The 20,221-nt window shown below is 45.7% G+C and carries 22 protein-coding genes; 20 read left to right on the plus strand and 2 right to left on the minus strand.

Features of this window, described 5'->3' with window-relative positions; translation table 11 throughout:
* Positions 1-315 precede the first annotated feature (315 nt).
* From J2Z34_RS13665 to J2Z34_RS13740, 16 genes are all read left to right on the plus strand, one after another.
* A complete protein-coding gene (locus tag J2Z34_RS13665) occupies positions 316-1,968 on the plus strand; it encodes a peptide ABC transporter substrate-binding protein (protein ID WP_209460423.1) in 1,653 nt (550 codons plus the stop codon).
* Positions 1,969-2,070: 102 nt separating this feature from the next.
* The gene (locus J2Z34_RS13670; RefSeq protein ID WP_209460424.1) at positions 2,071-3,012 is read left to right on the plus strand and encodes an ABC transporter permease; all 942 of its coding nucleotides are present in this window, start codon (positions 2,071-2,073) and stop codon (positions 3,010-3,012) included.
* Positions 3,005-4,045 (plus strand): oligopeptide ABC transporter permease, encoded by a 1,041-nt coding sequence (opp3C, locus tag J2Z34_RS13675; RefSeq protein ID WP_209460425.1) that lies wholly within the window; start codon positions 3,005-3,007, stop codon positions 4,043-4,045. Before J2Z34_RS13670 ends, opp3C begins: the two co-directional genes overlap by 8 nt.
* 8 nt (positions 4,046-4,053) lie before the next feature.
* On the plus strand, positions 4,054-5,133 hold the full coding sequence (locus tag J2Z34_RS13680) for an ABC transporter ATP-binding protein (RefSeq protein ID WP_209460426.1): 1,080 nt from the start codon (positions 4,054-4,056) through the stop codon (positions 5,131-5,133).
* Positions 5,123-6,052 (plus strand): ABC transporter ATP-binding protein, encoded by a 930-nt coding sequence (locus tag J2Z34_RS13685; RefSeq protein ID WP_209460427.1) that lies wholly within the window; start codon positions 5,123-5,125, stop codon positions 6,050-6,052. The genes J2Z34_RS13680 and J2Z34_RS13685 overlap by 11 nt, the downstream gene beginning before the upstream one ends.
* 63 nt (positions 6,053-6,115) lie before the next feature.
* Positions 6,116-6,442, plus strand: a complete 327-nt coding sequence (locus J2Z34_RS13690; protein ID WP_209460428.1) for a DUF1904 family protein — start codon at positions 6,116-6,118, stop codon at positions 6,440-6,442.
* A gap of 166 nt (positions 6,443-6,608) precedes the next feature.
* Complete coding sequence (locus J2Z34_RS13695; protein ID WP_209460429.1) at positions 6,609-7,283, plus strand: molybdopterin-dependent oxidoreductase; 675 nt, start codon at positions 6,609-6,611, stop codon at positions 7,281-7,283.
* Positions 7,284-7,299: 16 nt separating this feature from the next.
* Positions 7,300-7,746 carry a SoxR reducing system RseC family protein gene (locus J2Z34_RS13700; protein ID WP_209460430.1) on the plus strand — a complete coding sequence of 149 codons (447 nt, stop codon included), beginning with the start codon at positions 7,300-7,302 and terminating at the stop codon, positions 7,744-7,746.
* A 3-nt stretch (positions 7,747-7,749) separates the two neighbouring features.
* A complete protein-coding gene (locus J2Z34_RS13705) occupies positions 7,750-8,724 on the plus strand; it encodes a hypothetical protein (RefSeq protein ID WP_209460431.1) in 975 nt (324 codons plus the stop codon).
* Entirely contained in the window at positions 8,721-9,554 is an 834-nt protein-coding gene (locus tag J2Z34_RS13710; RefSeq protein ID WP_209460432.1) for a nitroreductase family protein, read from the plus strand. The genes J2Z34_RS13705 and J2Z34_RS13710 overlap by 4 nt, the downstream gene beginning before the upstream one ends.
* 105 nt (positions 9,555-9,659) lie before the next feature.
* The gene (locus J2Z34_RS13715; protein WP_209460433.1) at positions 9,660-11,039 is read left to right on the plus strand and encodes a radical SAM protein; all 1,380 of its coding nucleotides are present in this window, start codon (positions 9,660-9,662) and stop codon (positions 11,037-11,039) included.
* Positions 11,023-11,613: a methyltransferase family protein gene (locus tag J2Z34_RS13720; protein WP_209460434.1), complete on the plus strand. Its 591-nt coding sequence runs from the start codon at positions 11,023-11,025 to the stop codon at positions 11,611-11,613. The genes J2Z34_RS13715 and J2Z34_RS13720 overlap by 17 nt, the downstream gene beginning before the upstream one ends.
* A 3-nt stretch (positions 11,614-11,616) precedes the next feature.
* Positions 11,617-12,078: a DUF4395 family protein gene (locus tag J2Z34_RS13725; RefSeq protein WP_209460435.1), complete on the plus strand. Its 462-nt coding sequence runs from the start codon at positions 11,617-11,619 to the stop codon at positions 12,076-12,078.
* Complete coding sequence (locus J2Z34_RS13730) at positions 12,071-12,802, plus strand: prolipoprotein diacylglyceryl transferase (protein ID WP_209460436.1); 732 nt, start codon at positions 12,071-12,073, stop codon at positions 12,800-12,802. Before J2Z34_RS13725 ends, J2Z34_RS13730 begins: the two co-directional genes overlap by 8 nt.
* The gene (locus J2Z34_RS13735) at positions 12,792-13,094 is read left to right on the plus strand and encodes a hypothetical protein (RefSeq protein ID WP_209460437.1); all 303 of its coding nucleotides are present in this window, start codon (positions 12,792-12,794) and stop codon (positions 13,092-13,094) included. Before J2Z34_RS13730 ends, J2Z34_RS13735 begins: the two co-directional genes overlap by 11 nt.
* 235 nt (positions 13,095-13,329) lie before the next feature.
* Positions 13,330-13,944, plus strand: a complete 615-nt coding sequence (locus tag J2Z34_RS13740; protein WP_209460438.1) for a TetR/AcrR family transcriptional regulator — start codon at positions 13,330-13,332, stop codon at positions 13,942-13,944.
* A 76-nt stretch (positions 13,945-14,020) separates the two neighbouring features.
* Here the strand turns inward: J2Z34_RS13740 and J2Z34_RS13745 are convergent, their stop codons facing one another.
* A complete protein-coding gene (locus J2Z34_RS13745) occupies positions 14,021-14,347 on the minus strand; it encodes a cupin domain-containing protein (protein ID WP_209460439.1) in 327 nt (108 codons plus the stop codon).
* Between the two features lie 91 nt (positions 14,348-14,438).
* Here J2Z34_RS13745 and J2Z34_RS13750 point away from each other — a divergent pair, with 91 nt between their 5' ends.
* The 4 genes from J2Z34_RS13750 to J2Z34_RS13765 all read left to right on the plus strand — a co-directional run bounded on the left by J2Z34_RS13750 (position 14,439) and on the right by J2Z34_RS13765 (position 19,372).
* Positions 14,439-15,137, plus strand: a complete 699-nt coding sequence (locus J2Z34_RS13750) for a Crp/Fnr family transcriptional regulator (protein WP_209460440.1) — start codon at positions 14,439-14,441, stop codon at positions 15,135-15,137.
* Positions 15,138-15,181: 44 nt separating this feature from the next.
* On the plus strand, positions 15,182-15,991 hold the full coding sequence (locus J2Z34_RS13755; protein ID WP_209460441.1) for a MerR family transcriptional regulator: 810 nt from the start codon (positions 15,182-15,184) through the stop codon (positions 15,989-15,991).
* A 149-nt stretch (positions 15,992-16,140) separates the two neighbouring features.
* Positions 16,141-18,591: a Lon protease family protein gene (locus tag J2Z34_RS13760; RefSeq protein ID WP_209460442.1), complete on the plus strand. Its 2,451-nt coding sequence runs from the start codon at positions 16,141-16,143 to the stop codon at positions 18,589-18,591.
* Between the two features lie 73 nt (positions 18,592-18,664).
* Positions 18,665-19,372 (plus strand): hypothetical protein, encoded by a 708-nt coding sequence (locus tag J2Z34_RS13765; RefSeq protein ID WP_209460443.1) that lies wholly within the window; start codon positions 18,665-18,667, stop codon positions 19,370-19,372.
* Positions 19,373-19,440: 68 nt separating this feature from the next.
* On the opposite strand, the gene J2Z34_RS13770 is transcribed toward J2Z34_RS13765, so the two are convergent.
* Positions 19,441-20,124: a DNA alkylation repair protein gene (locus tag J2Z34_RS13770; RefSeq protein ID WP_209460444.1), complete on the minus strand. Its 684-nt coding sequence runs from the start codon at positions 20,122-20,124 to the stop codon at positions 19,441-19,443.
* Positions 20,125-20,221 lie beyond the last annotated feature (97 nt).

The raw sequence follows: 20,221 nt of genomic DNA on the forward strand, positions 1-20,221 counted from the left end.
ATTTAATTGACTTAGAATAATCTATATTTGTGTTAAAAAATGAAATTTGAATACAATTCCTGCGTAAAATGAATAATGATGAATGTTAGAATGCAAATTAGAACTGTAGTGCAATGTGCGAAATCTTAACTTATTTACAAAATATGCTTTTAAATGTTCATAAGTTCACAATAATATTGAGTAATAATTGATATAATGTTGGTTGACAACAATAGCATCTGCTGTATAATTATTACAAACAGCGCCGAAAAGGAGCTGAAACCACGTTTAGAAATAACCAAGACCTGCAAAATTTTCTAGAAGGGGATGAACAACTTGAAAAAGAAAAAGGTAATGCTTGCTCTTTCTGTAGCAATGGCTGCAATGTTTACATTTGCTGCCTGCGGTAGTACAGACAAGACACCTACGACTCCGAATACTCCGACGACTCCCGTTGCTGAAAAGAAGGTGCTAAGAGTCCAGTTCGATGTTGAAGTGGCTTCAATGGACCCTCAGATTGCAACTGACGGAACCTCGTTTGAGGTCATATCTGCCATTACCGAAGGTCTCTATTCAATTGATGCAGCTGGATCGCCAATATTGGCAATGGCTGAATCAGTTGACAAGAGTGCGGATGGAAAAACTTATACTTTCAAGCTTCGAAATGCCAAGTGGTCAGACGGAACTGCAGTGACAGCGAAGGATTTTGTATTTTCATGGAGAAGGCTTGTAGACCCGAAGGTTGCAAGCGAATATGCTTTCATCATGGAAATAGCTGGAGTCAAGAACGCAGTAGCTGCTACCACGGGTGACAAGCCTGTGACAGACCTTGGAGTGACTGCAAAGGACGACAAGACACTTGTAGTTGAACTTGATGTTCCAGTCCCATATTTTGAATCTCTGATGGCGTTTCCATCGTTCCTTCCTGTAAATGAAGCATTCTTCACAAAGGCAGGGGATAACTACGGAACATCACCAGCGACGCTCTTAAGCAACGGTCCGTTCAAGATAACTGCATACGAACCGGCAGCTACAACAATAACACTCGAGAAGAATGCAGATTACTGGGATGCAGGAAAGGTTGCCCTTGACGGCATACAGTATCAGGTAATAAAGGATTCTCAGCAGGCGATGCTTTCATACCAGAACGGGGACCTCGATGTTGCTACACTATCAGGTGAGCAGGTAGAGCAGTTCCAGGCAGACCCTGAATTCAAGAATATTGTAGCAGGATACCTCTGGTACATTTCTCCAAACCAGACTGTTAAGGGTCTTGAGAATGTAAACCTCAGAAAGGCACTTGCATTATCCTATGATAAGGAAGCCATCGTAAAAAATATACTTAAGGATGGATCCATAGTTGCTAACTTCGCAGTACCTACGCTCCTTGCAACAGGACCGGACGGCAAGGACTACAGAGAAACCGCTGATACTTACCTTTCGACAGACAAGGCAAAGGCTCTTGAATTCTGGAATACAGCAAAGAAAGAGCTTGGAGTAACTGAGCTGAAGTACACCATGATAGTTGAAGACACAGAATCTGCAATAAATGTGGCTCAGTTCATACAGTCTGAGATACAGACGACTCTGCCAGGCATAACGATAGAACTTCAGACAATGCCTAAGAAAAACCGTGTTGAAAGAATGCAGCAGGGCGATTTCGAGCTTGGTCTTACAAGATGGGGTCCTGACTACGCCGATCCGATGACCTATCTTGACATGTGGACAACAGGAAGCCCTAACAACTATGGTTTCTGGTCGAACAAGGACTATGACGAGATAATCGAATCTGCAAAGAAGGGCGAGCTTGCTCTCGACCTCAAAGCAAGATGGGAAGCACTTAAGGATGCTGAAGCGATAGTAATGGATGCAGCTGTAATACTGCCTGTTTACCAGAAGGGCGATGCCGTTATGGTAAAAGCTGGAGTTAAGGGAATCGAATTCCATTCTGTCGGAATAAACAGGATATACAAGAACGCATCAAAATAGGATCTAAATTAAGCAGAATAATGGCGCCGGTCGTATAACAGGTCTTTGCGGCGGCGTCATTATTTTTTGGTCGAAAGCAATCATCATCAGGGATGTGGTAATTTGAAAAAATACATTTTGAAACGAATTGGGGTCTCGGCCATTACTCTTTTGGTGATCCTGTTCATTCTTTTTGTCATGCTGGAGCTAATGCCTGGATCTCCATTTAATGATGAAAAGCTTACAGAAGCGCAAAGGGCGATAATAAACATGAAGTATGGGCTGGATAAGCCTGTTTTCATAAGGTTCTTCAATTATCTGAAAGCAATGATCACTGGTGATTTTGGAGTATCCTATACGATATCCAAGAACACGCCGATATCATCACTTCTGCAGTCAAGGCTTCCTATTTCCCTCAGGATCGGCGGTCAGGCTGTGTCCATCGGAACAATAATAGGTCTTTGCCTTGGAATAATTGCAGCCATCAAGCACAATACCATATTTGACACGATAACTACGGCTATTTCAGTTATAGGGGTCAGTCTGCCATCCTATGTTTTTGCAATGGCCCTGATATACTCACTTGGATTCAAGCTTAAGATGTTCCCTCTTCTATATCAGGCTTCGGCACCATTCGAGTCAACGATACTGCCGACTGTTGCACTCAGCATGTTTACGATAGCGACCGTCGCCAGGTTCACAAGAACAGAGATGCTGGAGGTCCTTGGCTCAGACTATATGCTGCTTGCTGAAAGCAAGGGGATAGACAGCTTCAGGCTCATATTCAAGCATGCTTTGAGGAATGCACTGATACCTATAATCACAGTTCTTGCACCGCTAGTGGTAGGTCTAATGACGGGAAGCCTGGTCATAGAGAAGCTGTTCTCGATACCTGGGATAGGAAGTCTTCTCGTTACTGCAATCCAGTCCAATGACTACAATGTGATAATAACCCTCGCGTTCATATACAGCGCCATGTATATCGGAATAATGCTTGTGGTCGACATACTCTACGGGGTTATAGATCCGAGGATAAGGCTGGCAAAGGAGGCAGGGCATGAATAATACAGAATATGAATACTCGCCTCAGGATTTTGAGCTGGCTGGAAATGACCATGAAAATTATATCGATGAAAATTATGCCAGCCAGTCTTACTGGAAAGACATTCTTTCAAGATTCAAAAAAAACAAGGGTGCCCTGGTGGGACTTGTGTTCATCGCGCTGATAGTTATTATGGCAGCAGTGGGACCGGGAATGAACGAGCATACCTATGACTCACAGATAATATCGCACCAGAACCTGGCTCCAAGGATACCAGGCATCGAAAGCTTTGGTGTATTCGATGGCACTGAGACAATGGGTACTTCGACAGGAACAATAGTCGTCAACAAGTATAAGTCCAACCCAAGTCTTGAGAAAACCTACTATTGGTTCGGAACAGATGTGCTTGGCAGGGACATATTCACCAGGACTTGGACAGGAACACAGATTTCACTCTATATTGCATTCATAGCTGTTGCTGTGGATATGCTCTTTGGAATGAGCTACGGTCTGATATCAGGTTACTTTGGTGGAACCGTGGACATGCTGATGCAGCGGTTCGTGGAGGTTCTTAATGGAATACCTACTCTTGTGCTGGTTACACTGCTTATTATCGTCCTTAAGCCAGGACTTGGAACGATAACACTTGCGCTGGCAATAACTGGATGGATAGGCATGAGCAGGATTGCAAGGGCTCAGGTGCTGAAGCTTAAGGAACAGGAATTCATCCTTGCCTCGAAGACACTGGGTGCAAGGGACTTTTTCATTATTTTCAAGGATATCCTGCCGAACATTTTCGGACAGCTTATCATAATGTCGATGTTTTCGATTCCGAATGCAATATTCACAGAGGCATTCCTTGCCTTTGTCGGACTTGGAGTTCCACAGCCAATGGCTTCCTTGGGCAGCCTTATCAGCGATGCATTCAAGTCGTTTACCACTCATCCGTACATGATAGTGTTTCCGGTAGTGGTGCTTGCTGTCATCATGCTCAGCTTCAATTTGCTTGCTGACGGCCTGAGAGATGCATTTGACCCGAAGATGAAGGAAATGTAGGTGAAGATATGGAAAAAGAAAAAATACTTGATATAAGGAATCTGTCCATATCATTCCAGACATCAGCGGGAGAGGTGAGGGCTATAAGGGGAGTCGACCTAACCCTCTGCAAGGGAGAGACGCTTGCGATAGTTGGTGAAAGCGGAAGCGGGAAATCGGTGACGGTAAAAGCTGTCATGGGAATACTCAGCGGAAATGAGACTATAAACAGCGGTACCATCATGTTCACGCACACTGACGAGACCGGACAGGTAACTGAGGATCTTCTTAAGCTCAAGAAAAAGGAGATGAGAAGAAGGATCAACGGCAGACATATTGCGATGGTTTTTCAGGATCCAATGACATCTCTTAATCCAACCATGTCAGTCGGAGCCCAGATAATGGAGGGCATGATCTATCATTTCAACACTCCCAGGAAAGAAGCTCACGAGAAGGCTTTGAATCTTCTGAAGCTTGTCGGAATTTCAGATCCTGAGAAGAGGATGAAGAATTATCCGCATCAGCTGTCCGGCGGCATGAGGCAGAGAGTTGTTATAGCAATAGCCCTGGCCTGCGATCCGGAGCTCCTGATCTGCGATGAGCCTACAACTGCTCTTGATGTAACAATACAAGCCAAGATACTGGAACTTATCAAGGACATACAGAAGAAGATGGGAATTTCCGTAATTTACATAACACATGACCTTGGAGTTGTTGCGAAGGTCGCTGACAACGTATCGGTCATGTATGCGGGTAAAATAATCGAAAGTGGTACGACAGAAGAGATTTTTTATGATCCCAGGCATCCGTATACCTGGGGACTGCTCTCGGCAATGCCTGACCTTGAGGTTCATGATGACTTGCTCTATACGATTCCCGGAAGTCCTCCGAATCTTCTAAAGAAGGTTGAGGGGGATGCATTTGCTCCAAGGAACATCTATGCACTGAACATAGACTTCAAGAAGGAGCCTCCGATGTTTAAAGTTACAGATACGCATTATGCCGCCACCTGGCTGCTTCATGAGTCAGCGCCCAAGGTAGAGATGCCAGTCCAGTTGAAGACAAGGATCAGGGCGATGCTTGAGGAGGGGGAAAAGAATGGAAAATAGGAGGCCTCTGCTGGAGGTTGTCGACCTCAAGCAGCATTTCAGGGTCAGCAGAAAATTCACCGTAAAGGCAGTGGACGGAGTATCTTTCGAGATATATCCCGGCGAGACCTATGGTCTTGTAGGTGAATCAGGCAGCGGCAAGTCGACAATCGGAAGGTCAATAATAAGGCTGTATGAACCGACAAATGGCAAGGTATTTTTTAACGGGATGGACATTTCAGGAAAGCTTGGCACAAATGACTGGAGCAATCTCAGGATGAAGATGCAGATGATATTCCAGGATCCTATGGCGTCGTTAAATCCAAGGAAAAAAGTAGTGGATATCATTGCCCAGGGTCTCGACATTCACAAGCAGTATGATTCCATGGAAGACAGAAAGCAGAAGGTATACAGGATACTTGAAATGGTTGGCCTGTCTCACGAGCATGCAAACAGGTATCCTCATCAGTTCTCTGGTGGACAAAGGCAGAGGATAGGAATAGCACGAGCCCTCATAATGAATCCGGACCTGATCATAGCTGATGAGGCAATTAGCGCACTGGACGTATCAATTCAGGCTCAGGTTGTAAACCTGATGAAGGATATACAGAAGAAGACAAACATAGCGTACCTCTTCATTGCACACGACTTGTCCATGGTTAAGTATATTTCTGACAGGATTGGCGTTCTTCACTACGGACACCTGCTCGAGACCGGAACCACTGAGGAAATATTTTCAAATCCGGTCCATCCCTACACAAGGTCTCTGCTATCCGCCATTCCAAAACCGAATCCAGATGCAGAGAAGAAGAGGATCGCACTTGCTTATGATTATGGCACCAGCGGTATTGATTACAACAAGGGCGAAATGAGAAGCCTTGGTGGAACCCATAGGGTGCTTGCAACAGAAACTGAACTGGTAGAATGGACTAAAGCCTGAATCAGGTGGTATATTTCTTGTAGAAAGTCATGCATTTTGTTCAGCATGGAATGGAGTTGGAATATGCCGATATTGAAATTCAACGCAATAAGATCAAGTGATGTAAAAACATTCAGCAAGGCTCTTGTTGATGAACTACAGATGATTACAGGAAGTCCGAGGGAATATTTCACACTTGAGGTTATAAGCTCGGTCTACATAACAGATGGAACCGAAGCTGAAGGCCCTCCTATTGTTGAAGTGGGATGGTTTGACAGAGGTCAGGAGCTGCAGGACATGGCTGCCAAGGCAATAACTCAGCATGTCCAGTCAGCGGGCTATCCTAACGTCGATGTCATATTCACCATATTCAATGAAGCCTCTTACTACGAGAACGGGAATCATTTTTGAGAATGCGCTGATACTGCAAATTGCGGTATTGGCGCATTTTTCATTATTTTAACGAATGTAACAAATTATTAGCAATTGCACAAGACTTCGTCAATGATTGGACTTACTATTGAGTGTATAATCCAAGTATAGGGATGCTTTTGCTTTTCTTCCCAGGAGGTTTGAGATGAAAAGGATCAGGATAGCCGCAGCTGCTGCAGCCGTATTCCTTCTACTTTCTGCTTGCACTAATAAGAGTCAGGAACCGCAGGAGCCGGATGTTATGTCAAAGCCTACTGAAGAAAGGTATGTAGCCAATGAAATCAAGGAGTACAAGGGAGCGAGGCTGGATCCTGCCATAGGTCCAAGGGACAACTCTATAAAGGGTATCCAGAAAGTCCCTGTTGAGGGTTATTCCCTGAAGATCAAGGGACTTGTAAACCAGGAGGTTGCAATCAGCTATGATGACGTACTTGAGATGGAAGCCTTTGAGAAGCTTATAATACTTAACTGCGTGGAGGGCTGGAACGCTACAGTCCTGTGGAAGGGTGTAAGGATAAAGTCACTGATAGACCTTGCAATTGCAAAGAACAGCGCAAATACGGTTATCTTCAGATGTTATGACGGATATACCACATCAATGCCGTTAAGCACGATTCTGGAAAGGGATATGATCCTTGCGTATTCATCAAATGGTGTCGAGCTTCCGCCATCGCTTGGATTCCCGTTCATAGTGGTTGCAGAAGACAAGCTTGGGTACAAATGGGCGAGATGGGTAACGGAGATTGAGCTCTCAGACAACAATACTTATAAGGGATATTGGGAGAACTACGGGTACGACAATAATGCAGATATCAAATGATTTTAGGAGTGATAGGATGGCTGGACACTGGGGAAAGGTACTGAAGATTGAAAAGGGGCATGCTGAGATACTGGTGAAGAGAGTACTCCCCTGTGGGGACGCCTGCAGGAAATGCTCAGCAGGCTGCTATATAGAGTCCGACGTCATAAAGGTAAAGGCTCATGAGGAAATGAAGGCAGGAGACCTGCTTGAAATACTTGTGGAGAAGGGAAAAGGATCAATAAACGAGATCCAGAGGTATGGTATCTCATTTGCAGCAATGCTTCTTTCAGTTGTTATCGCATATATTGCTGCTCCTTCGGAGTATAAGGCGCAGGTATCAGGCGCAGCTCTTTTTGCAGGAATAATTCTGTCCCATTTTGCGGTGAAGGAAGCTGAGAAGATTGCAGTAAGAAGAGGCTCGGTCAAGCATACTATAATCGGCTCTCTTCCTGAGGGATCAGTTAGAAAATATATGAGGTAGAATATGTGCGATATAGATTATCTCCTGAATTCAAATGAGCCCTGGACAGTGTACAGGACCATGGAAGACATCCTTGGAATGGGCACAGATGATCCTGATGCAAAAGCAGCGAGAAAGAGGATGGTTCATGACCCTTTGGTCAGGGGGCTTGTAGAAGAGCTTTCAGGTTGGCCAGGTGAAGTGCTGTCCAGCCATAAAAGCGCAGGACAGGCATACCACAGGCTGTCATTCCTTGCTGAAATCGGAATGGACAAGGAAGATCCGGGGATGAAGGAGATAGTTGATAAAGTTGCTCTATACATTCATCCGGATGGAATTCCGAGGCTTCCATCCCTAATACCTGAAAGGTATGGAGGCACAGGAGAGGTAAAGGAAGCATGGGCTCTCTGCGATGCACCAACTACGCTGTATTCTCTTGCTAGGATAGTGTCTCCTGAGGACAAGCTGGTAAGGGCAGGATTCATGAAGCTTCTTGCCATTGCAAGGACGAGCGGTTGGCCATGCACTGTTTCCGAGGAGCTTGGAGGCTTCAGAGGACCTGGAAGGAAGGATGATCCATGTCCGTATGCAACAATAATCATGCTGAAGCTTATTTCCGCATTCGACGACTATAAGGATAGTGATGAGGCGAAAAATGGCGTGGAATGTATCCTTGACCTGTGGGAAAATAGCAGGGTGAAGCACCCATACATATTTTATATGGGCGATGACTTCAGAAAGCTGAAGGCACCATTTGTATGGTATGACATCATGAATGTCGCCGACATACTTTCAAGGTTTGAATTTGCAAGAAAAGATCAAAGGTTATTGGAAATGGTTGATCTGATCAGGAGCAAGCGGGGAGAAGACGGCCGCTACAGGCCGGAATCAGAGTGGAAGGCATGGAAAGGCTGGGACTTCGGTCAGAAAAAAGGGCCTTCAAGCTGGATCGAGTTTCTGGTTTGCAGAATTGAGAAAAGAATGGAGGGTTTGGCTTGAGAGTATTCAACACAGATATAGAAGATATCATAAGGAAAAGAAAGTCCTGCAGGTCTTATTCGGACAGGAAAATAGAGAGTGATGCTATGGCTGAAATCATTGCAATGTTGAGGGATGTGGAGAGAATCGCCACTTCAGCATTTCAGCTTAAATATATCGGAGGAGAAGGACCCAGGGGGAGCGAAAGGGTTGGGACCTACGGGATGATAAGCGGAGCAACTGATTACATAGCAGTAATTGCCAGAAGAGAAGGAAACGATCCGGTTGAAATCGGCAGACTTTTCGAGACAGCTGTACTTCATCTCGGGGACCTGGGACTTGATACCTGCTGGCTTGGAGGATCGTTCAACAGGAAAGACTTCGAAGTAAGACTTGACCTTGGATCATCTGAGTACATACCGATCGTCTCGCCAGTGGGATATGGAAAGGATAGGTTCAGCTTACTTGATTCCTCTATAAGGGTAATGGTTGGAGCTGATACCAGAAAGCCCTGGAATGAGTTGTTCTTCCACGAGAGTACATTGAATCCGCTCGAGAAGGATAAGGCTGGAGATTTCAGGATACCTCTTGAAATGGTCAGACTTGGACCTTCTGCCTCAAACAAGCAGCCTTGGAGAGTCATCACTGATCCAAAAGGCTGTCATTTTTATCTTTCAAGGGACAAAGGCTATGGTCTTAAAACCTATGACCTGCAGCTGAACGACATCGGTATAGCAATGTGCCACTTCGAACTCACTGCCACGCAGTGGGGTATGGCTGGGAACTGGAAAAACGAATCGCACCCTATAGCCCCATCTGAATGGGAGTATGTAAAGTCCTATATAATATAGATAAATATCGAAAAATTCTGAATATGTTTGCGAATTCGTTTTTGCTTTTGTATAATTTTTGTAAGGAATGCAAATTGCAGTGAACATGCGGAAGGCGGCCAATCTATGGGGAAAAAGAGGGATTACGTCTATGATAGCTACACCAGGACCATGTGTCCTGAGTGCATGGAGCTTGTAGACGGAAAGATAGTATATGACGCAAACGGTGCATATATATTAAGGCAATGTCCCACTCACGGGGAAAGTCTTGAACTTCTTGAAGAGGATGTGAACTGGCATATCCATAAGAGTGACTACGACAAGCCAGGAACAGCAAGCACCTGTCAGACAAAGGCCGACAAGGGGTGTCCGTATGACTGCGGACTGTGCCCGTCCCATGACCAGCATACCTGCATAGGGCTAATGGAGATCACTAGGCGCTGCGACATGAGCTGCCCCACATGCTTTGCTGAGGCAGGGAAAGGCAGAGACCTTGACCTTGGAACAATAGAAAAAATGATGGACTTCTACATGGCATCAGAGGATGGGAAGGCAGAGATACTCCAGATAAGCGGAGGGGAACCAACCATGCATCCTGAGATCCTCAGGATAATATCCATGGCCAAAGGCAAGGGCTTCAAGTATGTCATGCTGAATACGAACGGCCTGAGGATAGCTGAGGATGAGAAATTCGTCGAGGCTTTGGGAGCCTTCAAGGGAGGCTTCGAGGTATACCTTCAGTTCGATGGCCTTGATGACGAGGTATACAGGCGAATGAGAGGCAGGCCGCTTCTTGATGTAAAGAAAAGAGCCATAGCCAATCTTGGAAAGCATGGAGTGCCTGCGACACTCGTGTGTACAGTGGATAAGGGTATCAATGCTGGCATCATAGGTCAGCTTCTGTTATATGGAATGGATGAAAAATATGTAAGGGGAGTCAATTTCCAGCCAGTGGCATATTTCGGAAGGTATTCAGGCGAAAGGAACAGGATCACTTTGTCTGGCATATTAAAGAGGATAGAGGAGCAGACCGGAGGTCTACTTAAGATGGCGGACTTCATGCCACTGCCCTGCGATGTTGATAGGGTTGCCCTTACGTACCTCTTCAAGGAAAATGGGTCATTCATACCGATAACGAGAGGCAAGGATATGAGCCAGTACAGGAACCTCATAGGCAATACCTTCGTATTCACTCTTGAGGACACTCTTAAGTCTTTAAAGGATGAAGACGCAACCTTCGGACTGACCGATTGCTGCGACCTTCTTGCTGACATCAAAAGGCACATACCCAAAGGCTTCATATTCAAATCCAGGGAAAACAAGATGAAGTTCGTCGATGAGAATACATTCAGGATTAGTGTGAGCTCATTTGTAGATGCGTGGAACTTCGACATGAAGTCGATCCAGAAGGACTGCGTGCATGTAATAACCCCGGATCTAAGGAGAATGCCTTTCTCAGCCTTCAACATGCTTCACAGGGGGAGATACGATGAGTATTACCTTTGAGAACATAATGACAATGGCGATCTCCTCAAGTGTGACCATGCTGTTTGCAGCGATAGTCATGGATTTCATGCTTTTTGAAAAGAAGGGAGGCGTCAAGAAAGAGAAGAGGTCCATAGTGGCTACAGGAACAATGACCTTATTCTATTTAGTATATTTTATTGTCATATGGACACGGATAGGCGCCATTGATGTTCAGGGAACAACTGCTGTAAGGGCTTTGAGGATGACAGGAACTATCCTGGTTGCTCTGGGCTCGGCGATGAACATCCTTGGAAGGATATCCCTCAAAGGCAACTGGGCGGACCATGTAAGGATATACAAGGACCAGACCCTGGTGGAAACAGGTCTCTACGGAATCGTAAGGCATCCCCTTTACTCATCCCTTATGGTGATGATGTATGGAGGTTCCCTGGCCTATCTGAATTGGGCATCAGCGCTGCTCACCACATTTGTATTCATTCCGTTCATGTACTACAGGGCAAAGCAGGAGGAAATCTTCCTCATGCAGGAATTTGAAAGATATGCGAATTACAGTAAAAGAGTGGGGATGTTTTTCCCCAAGTTTTGGAGGTGAACCATGGCAGGCTTCAAACCGGTCTCCATATCAAACGGCGCATTTGCATTCTGCAGGTATACGGTAGCGGTGATTTTCTGGGCAGCAATAATTCTTGGCAGCCGTGAGCTGGTTCTTGCCGGGTTCATCATACTTGTGCTCTCGGCACTCCTCAAGGTAAGGAAGGCACCTCTCATAGTGCTTTACACAGCAACCGTAGAAAGGCTGTTTCCAACCGACCAGGTCATAGTAGACGAAAAGGGAATAAGGTTCGCACATATCGTAGGTGCTGTGGTAAGCGGGCTGTGTCTGCTTCTGCTATACTTCACCAAAGGGAACGCAGGCTGGATAATGACTGGATTCCTAGCTGTACTTAAGACCTCGGCAGCACTCGGATTCTGCTCGGCACTGAAGCTCTATAACTGTATGAACTCAGGGAGCTGCTGCAGGGTAGGGAAGCTTGTGAGGAAATTCAAAGATGCTTGATTCTCATTTCAGGCCAGATAACTTCGGGATACTTCCGAACATATACGGCTTCAGCTCATATGCCCTGTTTGTAGGGTTAGGCATAACCTTGGGACTTTCATACTACCTCCTGGATGCAAGGACAAGAAACGTCAAAGGAGAAGGTGTGATTGAGATCGTCTCAAGCGGACTGATTTTCGGTCTTATTGGTTCAAAGATACCGCTTATACTTGAAGGCGGAGACCTTGAGTCGATCCTGTTCGGTAAATCAATAGTCGGAGGACTTGTCGGTGGAATGCTCGGAGTGATGCTGGTAAAAAGGATCCTTGGCATAAAGCTGAGGATGGGCAATATCATAGCGCCTGCTGTAGCCCTCGGCATGGCTGTGGGAAGGATAGGGTGTTTCTTGAATGGATGCTGCTATGGAGTTGAATGTGCCTTTGGATTTGACTTCGGAGATGGTTTGACGAGGTTTCCTGCTCAGCTTGCTGAGTCCGGATTCCATTTCATAGCATTTATAATTCTGCACAAGCTCAGAGGAAAGGAGATGAGACCTGGAATACTTTTCAAGTGGTATGTGATCTCATACTTCATATTCAGATTTTTCATAGAGTTCGCAAGGGTTAATGAAAGGATCTGGGTTGGGCTTACAGTGTATCAGCTTGTAAGCCTTGCTGGAATAATGTTCGTAATTGGTAGAATGATGGTTGAACGAAGGAAAGGGGTTGAAACATATGGAAAATAACGGGAAGTTCAGTTTAGGCTTTTTACTCGGCGCAATCGGGCTCGTAGCCAGTTCCCTGCTTATCGCCCTGTTTCTTATGCTGCTCAGAAGAGATGTAGGGGAGTTCAGTGAGATCCTGGGAAGTATGCTTCTTGCAGGGCTTTTCATATGGATACCTCTGTCGATTGCAATAGGCAGTGTATCGAAAAGAAAAGGCTCGAGGTCGGCTCTGTGGTTTGCAGCGGCATCCTTTGCCATAAGCCTTCTGGTAACTGGCGGATGCTGGGGAATTATAACCGGAATGGGCGGTTAATGGCCGAAAAAACCAGCTGAGAATTTTTCTAGGCTGGTTTTTTGGCTCTATACGAGGAATTATTGATCATAATAAATATTTCACGTAAGGTATACAAGACCTGAGTTGCCAATTTACTAATATTTACGAAAATGCATCCCCTGTGTGTATACTAGTGATATCGCTTTTCCTTTGTAAAATTAGCTGGATAGGGTATAATGTGTTTAGTGAACGTTTGCAGTTTGAGGTGGCGTATATGGAAAAGAAGCTGAATATGAGACAGATGCAGCACAAGGCAACTCTTGAGGCCATTAGGTCCGCAGTGGACAAGATGGTTGACTCGGTTGGATTTGATGCAATGACAATAAGAGACATATGCAAAGAGGTCGATATAACAGTTGGTACCTTCTATCATTATTTCAGCTCAAAGAACGAGCTGCTTAAGGACAGGTACATCAGGTCTAATGAGCATTTTCAGACCTTCTATGAGGAAAATCTGGCTTCAATGGATGAGCTTGAAGCTCTCAGATTGTTTTTCGACCATTACTTTGAATACTCCTCAACCAGAGTCTATCAGCTATACAAGCGATTCATGCAGGTGAGGATCGACGAGTATGAAAAATGGGCCTCAACAGATCCTGACCTTATTAGAGGGATCATACTTGAGATCATCCAAAGCGGTCAAAAGCATGGAAGAATAAGGTCTGACAGAAGCGCTGAAGACATGGCGGAATTCATAAACATGTTGCTTCAGGGATTTACAACTACTTATGTCACGTACGACAGGGAAGCGCCTGGACGAACCGGAATCATCAGGATAATAACGGAATGCATAGATTCACTGGGAGCTGGAAACAGCAAGGGGAAGTGAAGATTCCTCGAATGGAAGTGTTTTGCGACATAATGAGTTAAGCCGGAGAATCACTTAGATTCTCCGGCTCTTGTGGTTATGACTCTTTGTATAGTCTTGGGCTTGGGGATTTAATCACGAACATGCTCAGAACTTCGTCGTCAGAATTTCCTACGTTCATCTTAATGTTGTTAGGTATGCTCACAATGCTTCCTGCAGGATATTTGTGGGTTTCCTGGTCGCCAAGCTGAAGAGACAATGTTCCGCTCACGATGATCATATACACATTAGAGTTGGAAAAATGTTCGGGCAGTCCTGCACCATTTGGAAACACAAAATGATTTATCAGGGCTGCATCGTCATCGATTATCTTCTCGATCTTCTTTTCATCGCCGAGTGCAAAGTTGTAGAGTTTTTCAATCATATTCTCATGCTCCTTTTCTTTATTGGAAATCAGTATACTTCAAAAAATCCGGAAAGAGTGTTGCATAGGCAACACTTGTTTGGAGGCATAAATGTCTACGGAAAGAATTGCAGATGCACTAAAGAGAATGCCGATGTTCAGCTCGTTCAGTGATGAGGATCTTGCTCCCATGATCAGGGGCATGAAGATACGGGAGTTAGGCAAAGGTCAGGTGGTTCACCTCCAGGGAGATGTTTGTACTTCAATGGATGTAGTCCTGGAAGGAAAGATTACAGTTGAAAGCATAGGTGCGGATGGAAGCCTGCTGAGAGTAGCTTCATTCAGCCCAGGTTCGATTCTTGGGATGAACCTTATTTTCTCTTCAAAAAACGAATACCCCATGACTGTTGTTGCAGATATCAGGTCTTCGCTGGTTTCAATACCACGCGAAACAATACTGGAAATGGGACGGGTAAGCTTTCATTTCATTGAATGGCTTCTCATGGAAATATCTGACAGGACGCTGCTTCTGACTGATAAGCTGGGAGCCATTTCCATGAAGACCATAAGGCAGAAGATCATGGAGTTTCTGGAAATAGAATATAAAAGGCAGAGGTCTGAGGTCATCAGGCTGGACCTTACAAAAAAGGAGCTTGCAGAGAGGCTGGGTGTAAACAGGACTTCGCTTAGCAGGGAACTGGATAAGATGAGAAGGGACAAGCTGATTGATTTTGGCAGGAGCAGCATCACGATCATGAGACTTGAAGCCATATCTGGAAGCAGCATAATGAATCCGCACATAAGGTATTGACTCTCCCGCTGGGGGAGGCTGTAGCATTATGACAGGAGGGAGAAATGTACAGGATAGGTGACTTTTCCAAACTGGCTAAGACAACTGTAAAGACTCTGAGGCACTATGACGAGCTGGGGTTGCTGATTCCTGCATCAGTAGACCGGGATACCGGATACAGGCTATACAGCACTGAACAGCTTGCAAGGCTCAGCAGGATCGTTGCGTACAGGCAGGCAGGCTTGTCACTCGAAGAGATAGGCCGAGCCCTCGAAGGTGATGACCTTCAGAGCATACTCAGAGGAAGGCTTGCAGAACTTTCGAAAGAGCAGGAGTCGGTCAGTGACAGGATAAAGAGGATCCAAACCCTCATTGCCCACCTGAAGGAGGAATATTTTATGGAATACCAGGCTGTAACAAAGGAGCTTCCAGAATGTATCGTCTATTCAAAGAGGATGGTGGTGCCTGACTACGATGCATATTTCAGCGTAATACCTAAGCTGGGAGAGGAAGTTAAGAAGTATAATCCTGACCTGAAGTGCGTGATTCCGGAATACAGCTTCATAATCTACCATGCCGGAGAATACAGGGAAAAGGACATCGATATTGAGTACTGCGAAGCGGTGGACAAGGTCGGAGTCGAGTTTGACGATGTGGTATTCAAAAAGATGGAAAGAGTACCTGCGGTATGCGTGATGCATAAAGGACCTTACAGCAGCCTTGGCAAGGCATATGCATACGCCTTCAGGTTCATTGAGGAAAACGGCTTTGAAGCTGCAGACAATCCGCGTGAAAGCTATATCGACGGAATATGGAACAGAGAAGACGAATCAGAATGGCTCACAGAGGTCCAGATACCGGTACGAAGGCGATAAATAGGGGAAAACTGCAGTTCATCAAAGTTTTACATTTCCGGAAACAGGCACAGGGGCTCTTTTGAGCCTCTTTTCTTTTTGACGTAGTTGAGAAATGGTTTTCAATAACTGATAATGGAATCAGGAAGAATTGATGTGAGGTGAAGGATATGGACAGCTTGGACAGATTCAGGGTGCCACAGGAAAAGTTGAGAAAAATCTGCGACTGCAGCGAGGAACTAAGTGCCTGCGGTTCACCCAAGGAGGCTCCGTCTTACGAGGGAGTCATAGGCCAGGACAGGGCAGTGGAATCGATGCATTTCGGACTGTCGATGGATGTGCCGGGCTACAACATATTTGTAGTTGGCCAGCATGGTACTGGAAGAAGCACATATACCCAGACCATACTCCAGCAGGCTGCAATCAAGAGACCTGCACCCAGGGACTGGTGCTACGTCAACAATTTCCTGGACAAGGACAGGCCTGTTGCAGTATCGCTTCCGGCAGGACATGGAAAGTCGTTCCAGAAGGACATGGACCTTCTTGTTGATGAGCTCAAATCATCAATGCCTAAAGCATTCGAACAGGGGGCCTATGAGCAGAAGCGAGATGCCATAGTGAGAAATCTTCAGGAGACCATGGAGGGGCTTTACGGAAATGTGGAGAAGGAGGCTGAAAGGGAAGGCTTCACCATGAAGCAGGTGCCTCCGAGGTTCGTGTTCATACCTGTAAAGGATGGCGTACCCATGCCGCAGGACCAGTATGAAAAGCTCACTCAGCAGGAGAGGGCAGTGCTCGATGAAAAGGGCAGAAAACTCATGAAGAGACTGGATGAGTCAATGAGGCAGGGACAGGAGCTCGAAAGGCAGGCCAGGGAAGAGATGACGGAGCTTGAAAGGCAAGTGGCCATGTCTGTTGCGGCCCAAAGCGTGGGAGTTCTAAAGATAAAATATGCTGATGTCCCGAAGATTGTGGAATATCTGTTCATGGTACTTAAAGATATTGTGGACAACTACAACATCTTCAGAGTGGGTGAAGCTCCAAAAGCACCGGAGATGCCTCAGACCCTCCAGGGCTTCAAGGAGGAGACCGACCCGTTCGTGAGGTACAAGGTCAATCTTTTCGTAAACAATGAGAGGTGCAAGGGAGCGCCAGTCATCATAGAATCCAATCCTACTTATTACAATCTGTTCGGAAAGCTTGAATACAGGAGTCAGATGCTGTCTGTAAGTACTGACTTCACAATGCTCAGGGCTGGAGCGATACATAGAGCCAATGGAGGATATCTGGTAGTACAGGCAAAGGACATCCTGACAGACCCATATGTATGGGAAGCTCTCAAGAAGGCCTTGAAGTACAGGGAGACTGCTGTCGAGAACATTGGCGAACAGTACAGGCTCATACCTGCAGGTACCCTGAGGCCTGAACCGCTGCCGCTTGACCTGAAGATAGTCGTCATAAGCAATCCTCAGCTGTATTATCTGCTTTATACCCTCGATGACGACTTCCAGAGGCTGTTCAAGGTTAAGGTGGATTTTGACGTGGATATGCCAAGGACCCAGACAAACATTTGCCAGTACGCCGATTTCATCGCGGCTACCTGCAATAAGGATGACCTGCTGCCGTTTGGCAAGGATGCTGTGGCAAAGATAATAGAATATGGTTCAAGGCTTGCCGGAAACCAGAACAAGCTTTCCACAAGATTCAATGAAGTGACTGAGATAATATATGAGGCAGCATCCTTTGCAAAGGGGGACAAGACTTCCGAAGTAAGTGCATCCCATGTTGACACTGCAATCAGGCATAAGAAATACAGGGCAGGGATCATTGAGGAAAAGATACAGGAGCATATACTTAAAGGGAAGATGCTTATCAGGACTGAAGGCTCAGAGGTCGGACAGATCAATGGATTATCTGTCATTTCGACCGGAGGCAACATGTTCGGAATGCCTTCAAGAATAACTGCAAGGACCTATTCCGGCAGAGGCGGAATAATCAATATCGAGAGAGAGACTCAGATGAGCGGTCAGATCCATACTAAGGGAGTTCTGACTCTGTCAGGCTACCTTGGCGGTAAGTTTGCTCAGAAGAAGCCTCTTGGCTTCACAGCACAGATCACATTCGAGCAGTCCTATGAGGGAGTTGACGGAGACAGCGCTTCAAGCACTGAGCTATATGCCATATTATCAAGCCTGTCTGGAATCCCGCTAAGGCAGGATATTGCAGTCACAGGATCAGTTGACCAGAGGGGCAAGATACAGCCGATAGGAGGAGCTACCGAAAAGATTGAGGGCTTCTTCGACATTTGTGCTTCAAGAGGCCTTACAGGAACACAGGGAGTCATGATACCGGTGCAGAATATTGATGACCTGATGCTAAAGGATGAAGTTCTCGATGCAGTAAAGAACGGGAAGTTTACCATTTATGCGGTCAAGGACATAGACGAGGGAATTGAAGTCCTGACTGGTATGCCTGCCGGTGAGCTTAAAGAGGATGGGACATATCCTGACGGGACAGTATTCCATGCGGCGGAGAGAAGGCTGCATGAATTTGGAAAAGCTCTTGAACCTCCGCATATCATTGGAATGAAGAATGACGTTAGAAGAAGGAACAGAAGGTAGTTAAGAAATCTCCATAATTCCTCCATAACCTCCGTTTAGAATACATAATGTATTCAAAAAACGGAGGTTATTCATGAAAAGAAAGATATTTGTAATAATTGCAGCAGCTGTCGCATCAGCTACGGTACTCGCTTCCTGCGGAAAGAAGGCTGAGCCTGTTAAAGAAAAGGCTCCAGGATTAGCGGCTTTTGAAAGAGTTCTAGCATCTGACTCCAAGAGCGTAGGCTTCCATGGTGAATTGTCCCATTATGGTTTTGCACTGAGCTCGGGTGAAAAGTTTGAGTGGTCCAAGGATATGGGAGCTAACAAGGCCGACCTTGCAATGGTAATGCCGGCAAAGGAATTCATTGATGCAGGACTTGATGTTACAAAGCTTGATCCGGCAGAATGGCTTTTCGTAGAGGCTGAGCCGGCTCACGGCACGCCAGCACTTCTGATCAAGACCTGGAATGTCGCTGATGAGAAGGGTGAAGCAAAGGATGAACCTGAAGCAATGGAAAAGATAGCTGCAGCTGACAAAGACATCCTGGCATACCATGAGGAGAAGGATCACTTCGCGCTATTCATGGGTGAAGGCTACGAGGTTGTCTGGGCGGATGATCTGAAGGCTCAGCCTGAGGACCTTGTATTCGTACTTAAAGCTGAACCGCTTGTAGATGCAGGACTTGATATCGCTAAGCTTGAAAGCTTTGGATGGTCATTCAAGGCAGCAAGCAATGACAATATGGGTATGGGAGCCAATCCAGACCAGATCGTCAAGTCATTCGACCTTGTAAAATAGAATCATGATAATATAAAATGCCTGCACTCCGGATTGGGGTGCAGGCATTTTGCTGATAGGTCCTATTTTTATTTCTTTCTGAGCATCCTTACCAATTCCTTCGCTGAATCGGGCACCTGCCTTGACTCGATAATCTTTCGGATTGCCATCCTGCGAAGCTGATCATCCATACTCTCATCTTTAATAACTGGAAGAGTCTTCTCGGGAAACCTGACATAGCAAATGGAAAGCGTCCAGGCTGCAGCAACAACAGCATAGTATCTGTTCGATGCAGGTCTTGATGCAGATAGCAGTACCTTGCCGATGTACTCCTCATTGACATAATAATTCAGCATCATCACGAAGGCAAAGCGGGATTCAAATTCTTCAGTTGAAGCCGCATATGGTAAAATGAAGTCCCAGACGAGTCCAAGGTTCTTTGAGGTGAATTTGAGACCGGAGCAGAAGCTGTCGCATACACCCCAGTTGTTTATCCTTGGTATGAATAGTCTGGCCAGCTCAAGCTTTTCTTCAGCTTCAGCTTTTGCGTACCCTATCACAATGCCCTGGAGCATGGTCTCCTCATAATACAAAGTATCTGCTGACTCGACATACGCTCTCCATTCTGACTTTGCAATTTCCCTGGCAATTTTTCTGAGATTGGGAAGCCTGACACCCAGTATATTTTCAGTTCCAGGAAGTAGTCCTGCTGTAAATGTCCTGTATCCATCCTCGGCTGATTCAAGAAGCCTTTTTCTTATTTCAGAAACCATAATTCCTCCCTTAATTTAAACCAATTATCTCTTATTATCTCGGTATATCTTAGATTTCCATATTAACCTTATGAGAGCATACTCCAAGGATTAGGGC

Source organism: Youngiibacter multivorans (assembly GCF_017873395.1).
Classification (GTDB): Bacteria; Bacillota; Clostridia; order Clostridiales; family Clostridiaceae; genus Youngiibacter; species Youngiibacter multivorans.

Bases quoted from the DNA above. Each gene is read 5' to 3' on its own strand.
- J2Z34_RS13690 (WP_209460428.1), top strand. From the start codon at position 6,116: ATGCCGATATTGAAATTCAACGCAATAAGATCAAGTGATGTAAAAACA.
- J2Z34_RS13685 (WP_209460427.1), top strand. From the start codon at position 5,123: ATGGAAAATAGGAGGCCTCTGCTGGAGGTTGTCGACCTCAAGCAGCAT.
- J2Z34_RS13745 (WP_209460439.1), bottom strand. From the start codon at position 14,347: ATGATTGAAAAACTCTACAACTTTGCACTCGGCGATGAAAAGAAGATC.
- J2Z34_RS13750 (WP_209460440.1), top strand. From the start codon at position 14,439: ATGTCTACGGAAAGAATTGCAGATGCACTAAAGAGAATGCCGATGTTC.
- J2Z34_RS13700 (WP_209460430.1), top strand. From the start codon at position 7,300: ATGGCTGGACACTGGGGAAAGGTACTGAAGATTGAAAAGGGGCATGCT.
- J2Z34_RS13730 (WP_209460436.1), top strand. From the start codon at position 12,071: ATGCTTGATTCTCATTTCAGGCCAGATAACTTCGGGATACTTCCGAAC.
- J2Z34_RS13755 (WP_209460441.1), top strand. From the start codon at position 15,182: ATGTACAGGATAGGTGACTTTTCCAAACTGGCTAAGACAACTGTAAAG.
- J2Z34_RS13760 (WP_209460442.1), top strand. From the start codon at position 16,141: ATGGACAGCTTGGACAGATTCAGGGTGCCACAGGAAAAGTTGAGAAAA.
- J2Z34_RS13695 (WP_209460429.1), top strand. From the start codon at position 6,609: ATGAAAAGGATCAGGATAGCCGCAGCTGCTGCAGCCGTATTCCTTCTA.
- J2Z34_RS13725 (WP_209460435.1), top strand. From the start codon at position 11,617: ATGGCAGGCTTCAAACCGGTCTCCATATCAAACGGCGCATTTGCATTC.
- J2Z34_RS13720 (WP_209460434.1), top strand. From the start codon at position 11,023: ATGAGTATTACCTTTGAGAACATAATGACAATGGCGATCTCCTCAAGT.
- J2Z34_RS13735 (WP_209460437.1), top strand. From the start codon at position 12,792: ATGGAAAATAACGGGAAGTTCAGTTTAGGCTTTTTACTCGGCGCAATC.
- J2Z34_RS13765 (WP_209460443.1), top strand. From the start codon at position 18,665: ATGAAAAGAAAGATATTTGTAATAATTGCAGCAGCTGTCGCATCAGCT.
- J2Z34_RS13770 (WP_209460444.1), bottom strand. From the start codon at position 20,124: ATGGTTTCTGAAATAAGAAAAAGGCTTCTTGAATCAGCCGAGGATGGA.
- J2Z34_RS13705 (WP_209460431.1), top strand. From the start codon at position 7,750: ATGTGCGATATAGATTATCTCCTGAATTCAAATGAGCCCTGGACAGTG.
- J2Z34_RS13740 (WP_209460438.1), top strand. From the start codon at position 13,330: ATGGAAAAGAAGCTGAATATGAGACAGATGCAGCACAAGGCAACTCTT.
- opp3C (WP_209460425.1), top strand. From the start codon at position 3,005: ATGAATAATACAGAATATGAATACTCGCCTCAGGATTTTGAGCTGGCT.
- J2Z34_RS13715 (WP_209460433.1), top strand. From the start codon at position 9,660: ATGGGGAAAAAGAGGGATTACGTCTATGATAGCTACACCAGGACCATG.
- J2Z34_RS13680 (WP_209460426.1), top strand. From the start codon at position 4,054: ATGGAAAAAGAAAAAATACTTGATATAAGGAATCTGTCCATATCATTC.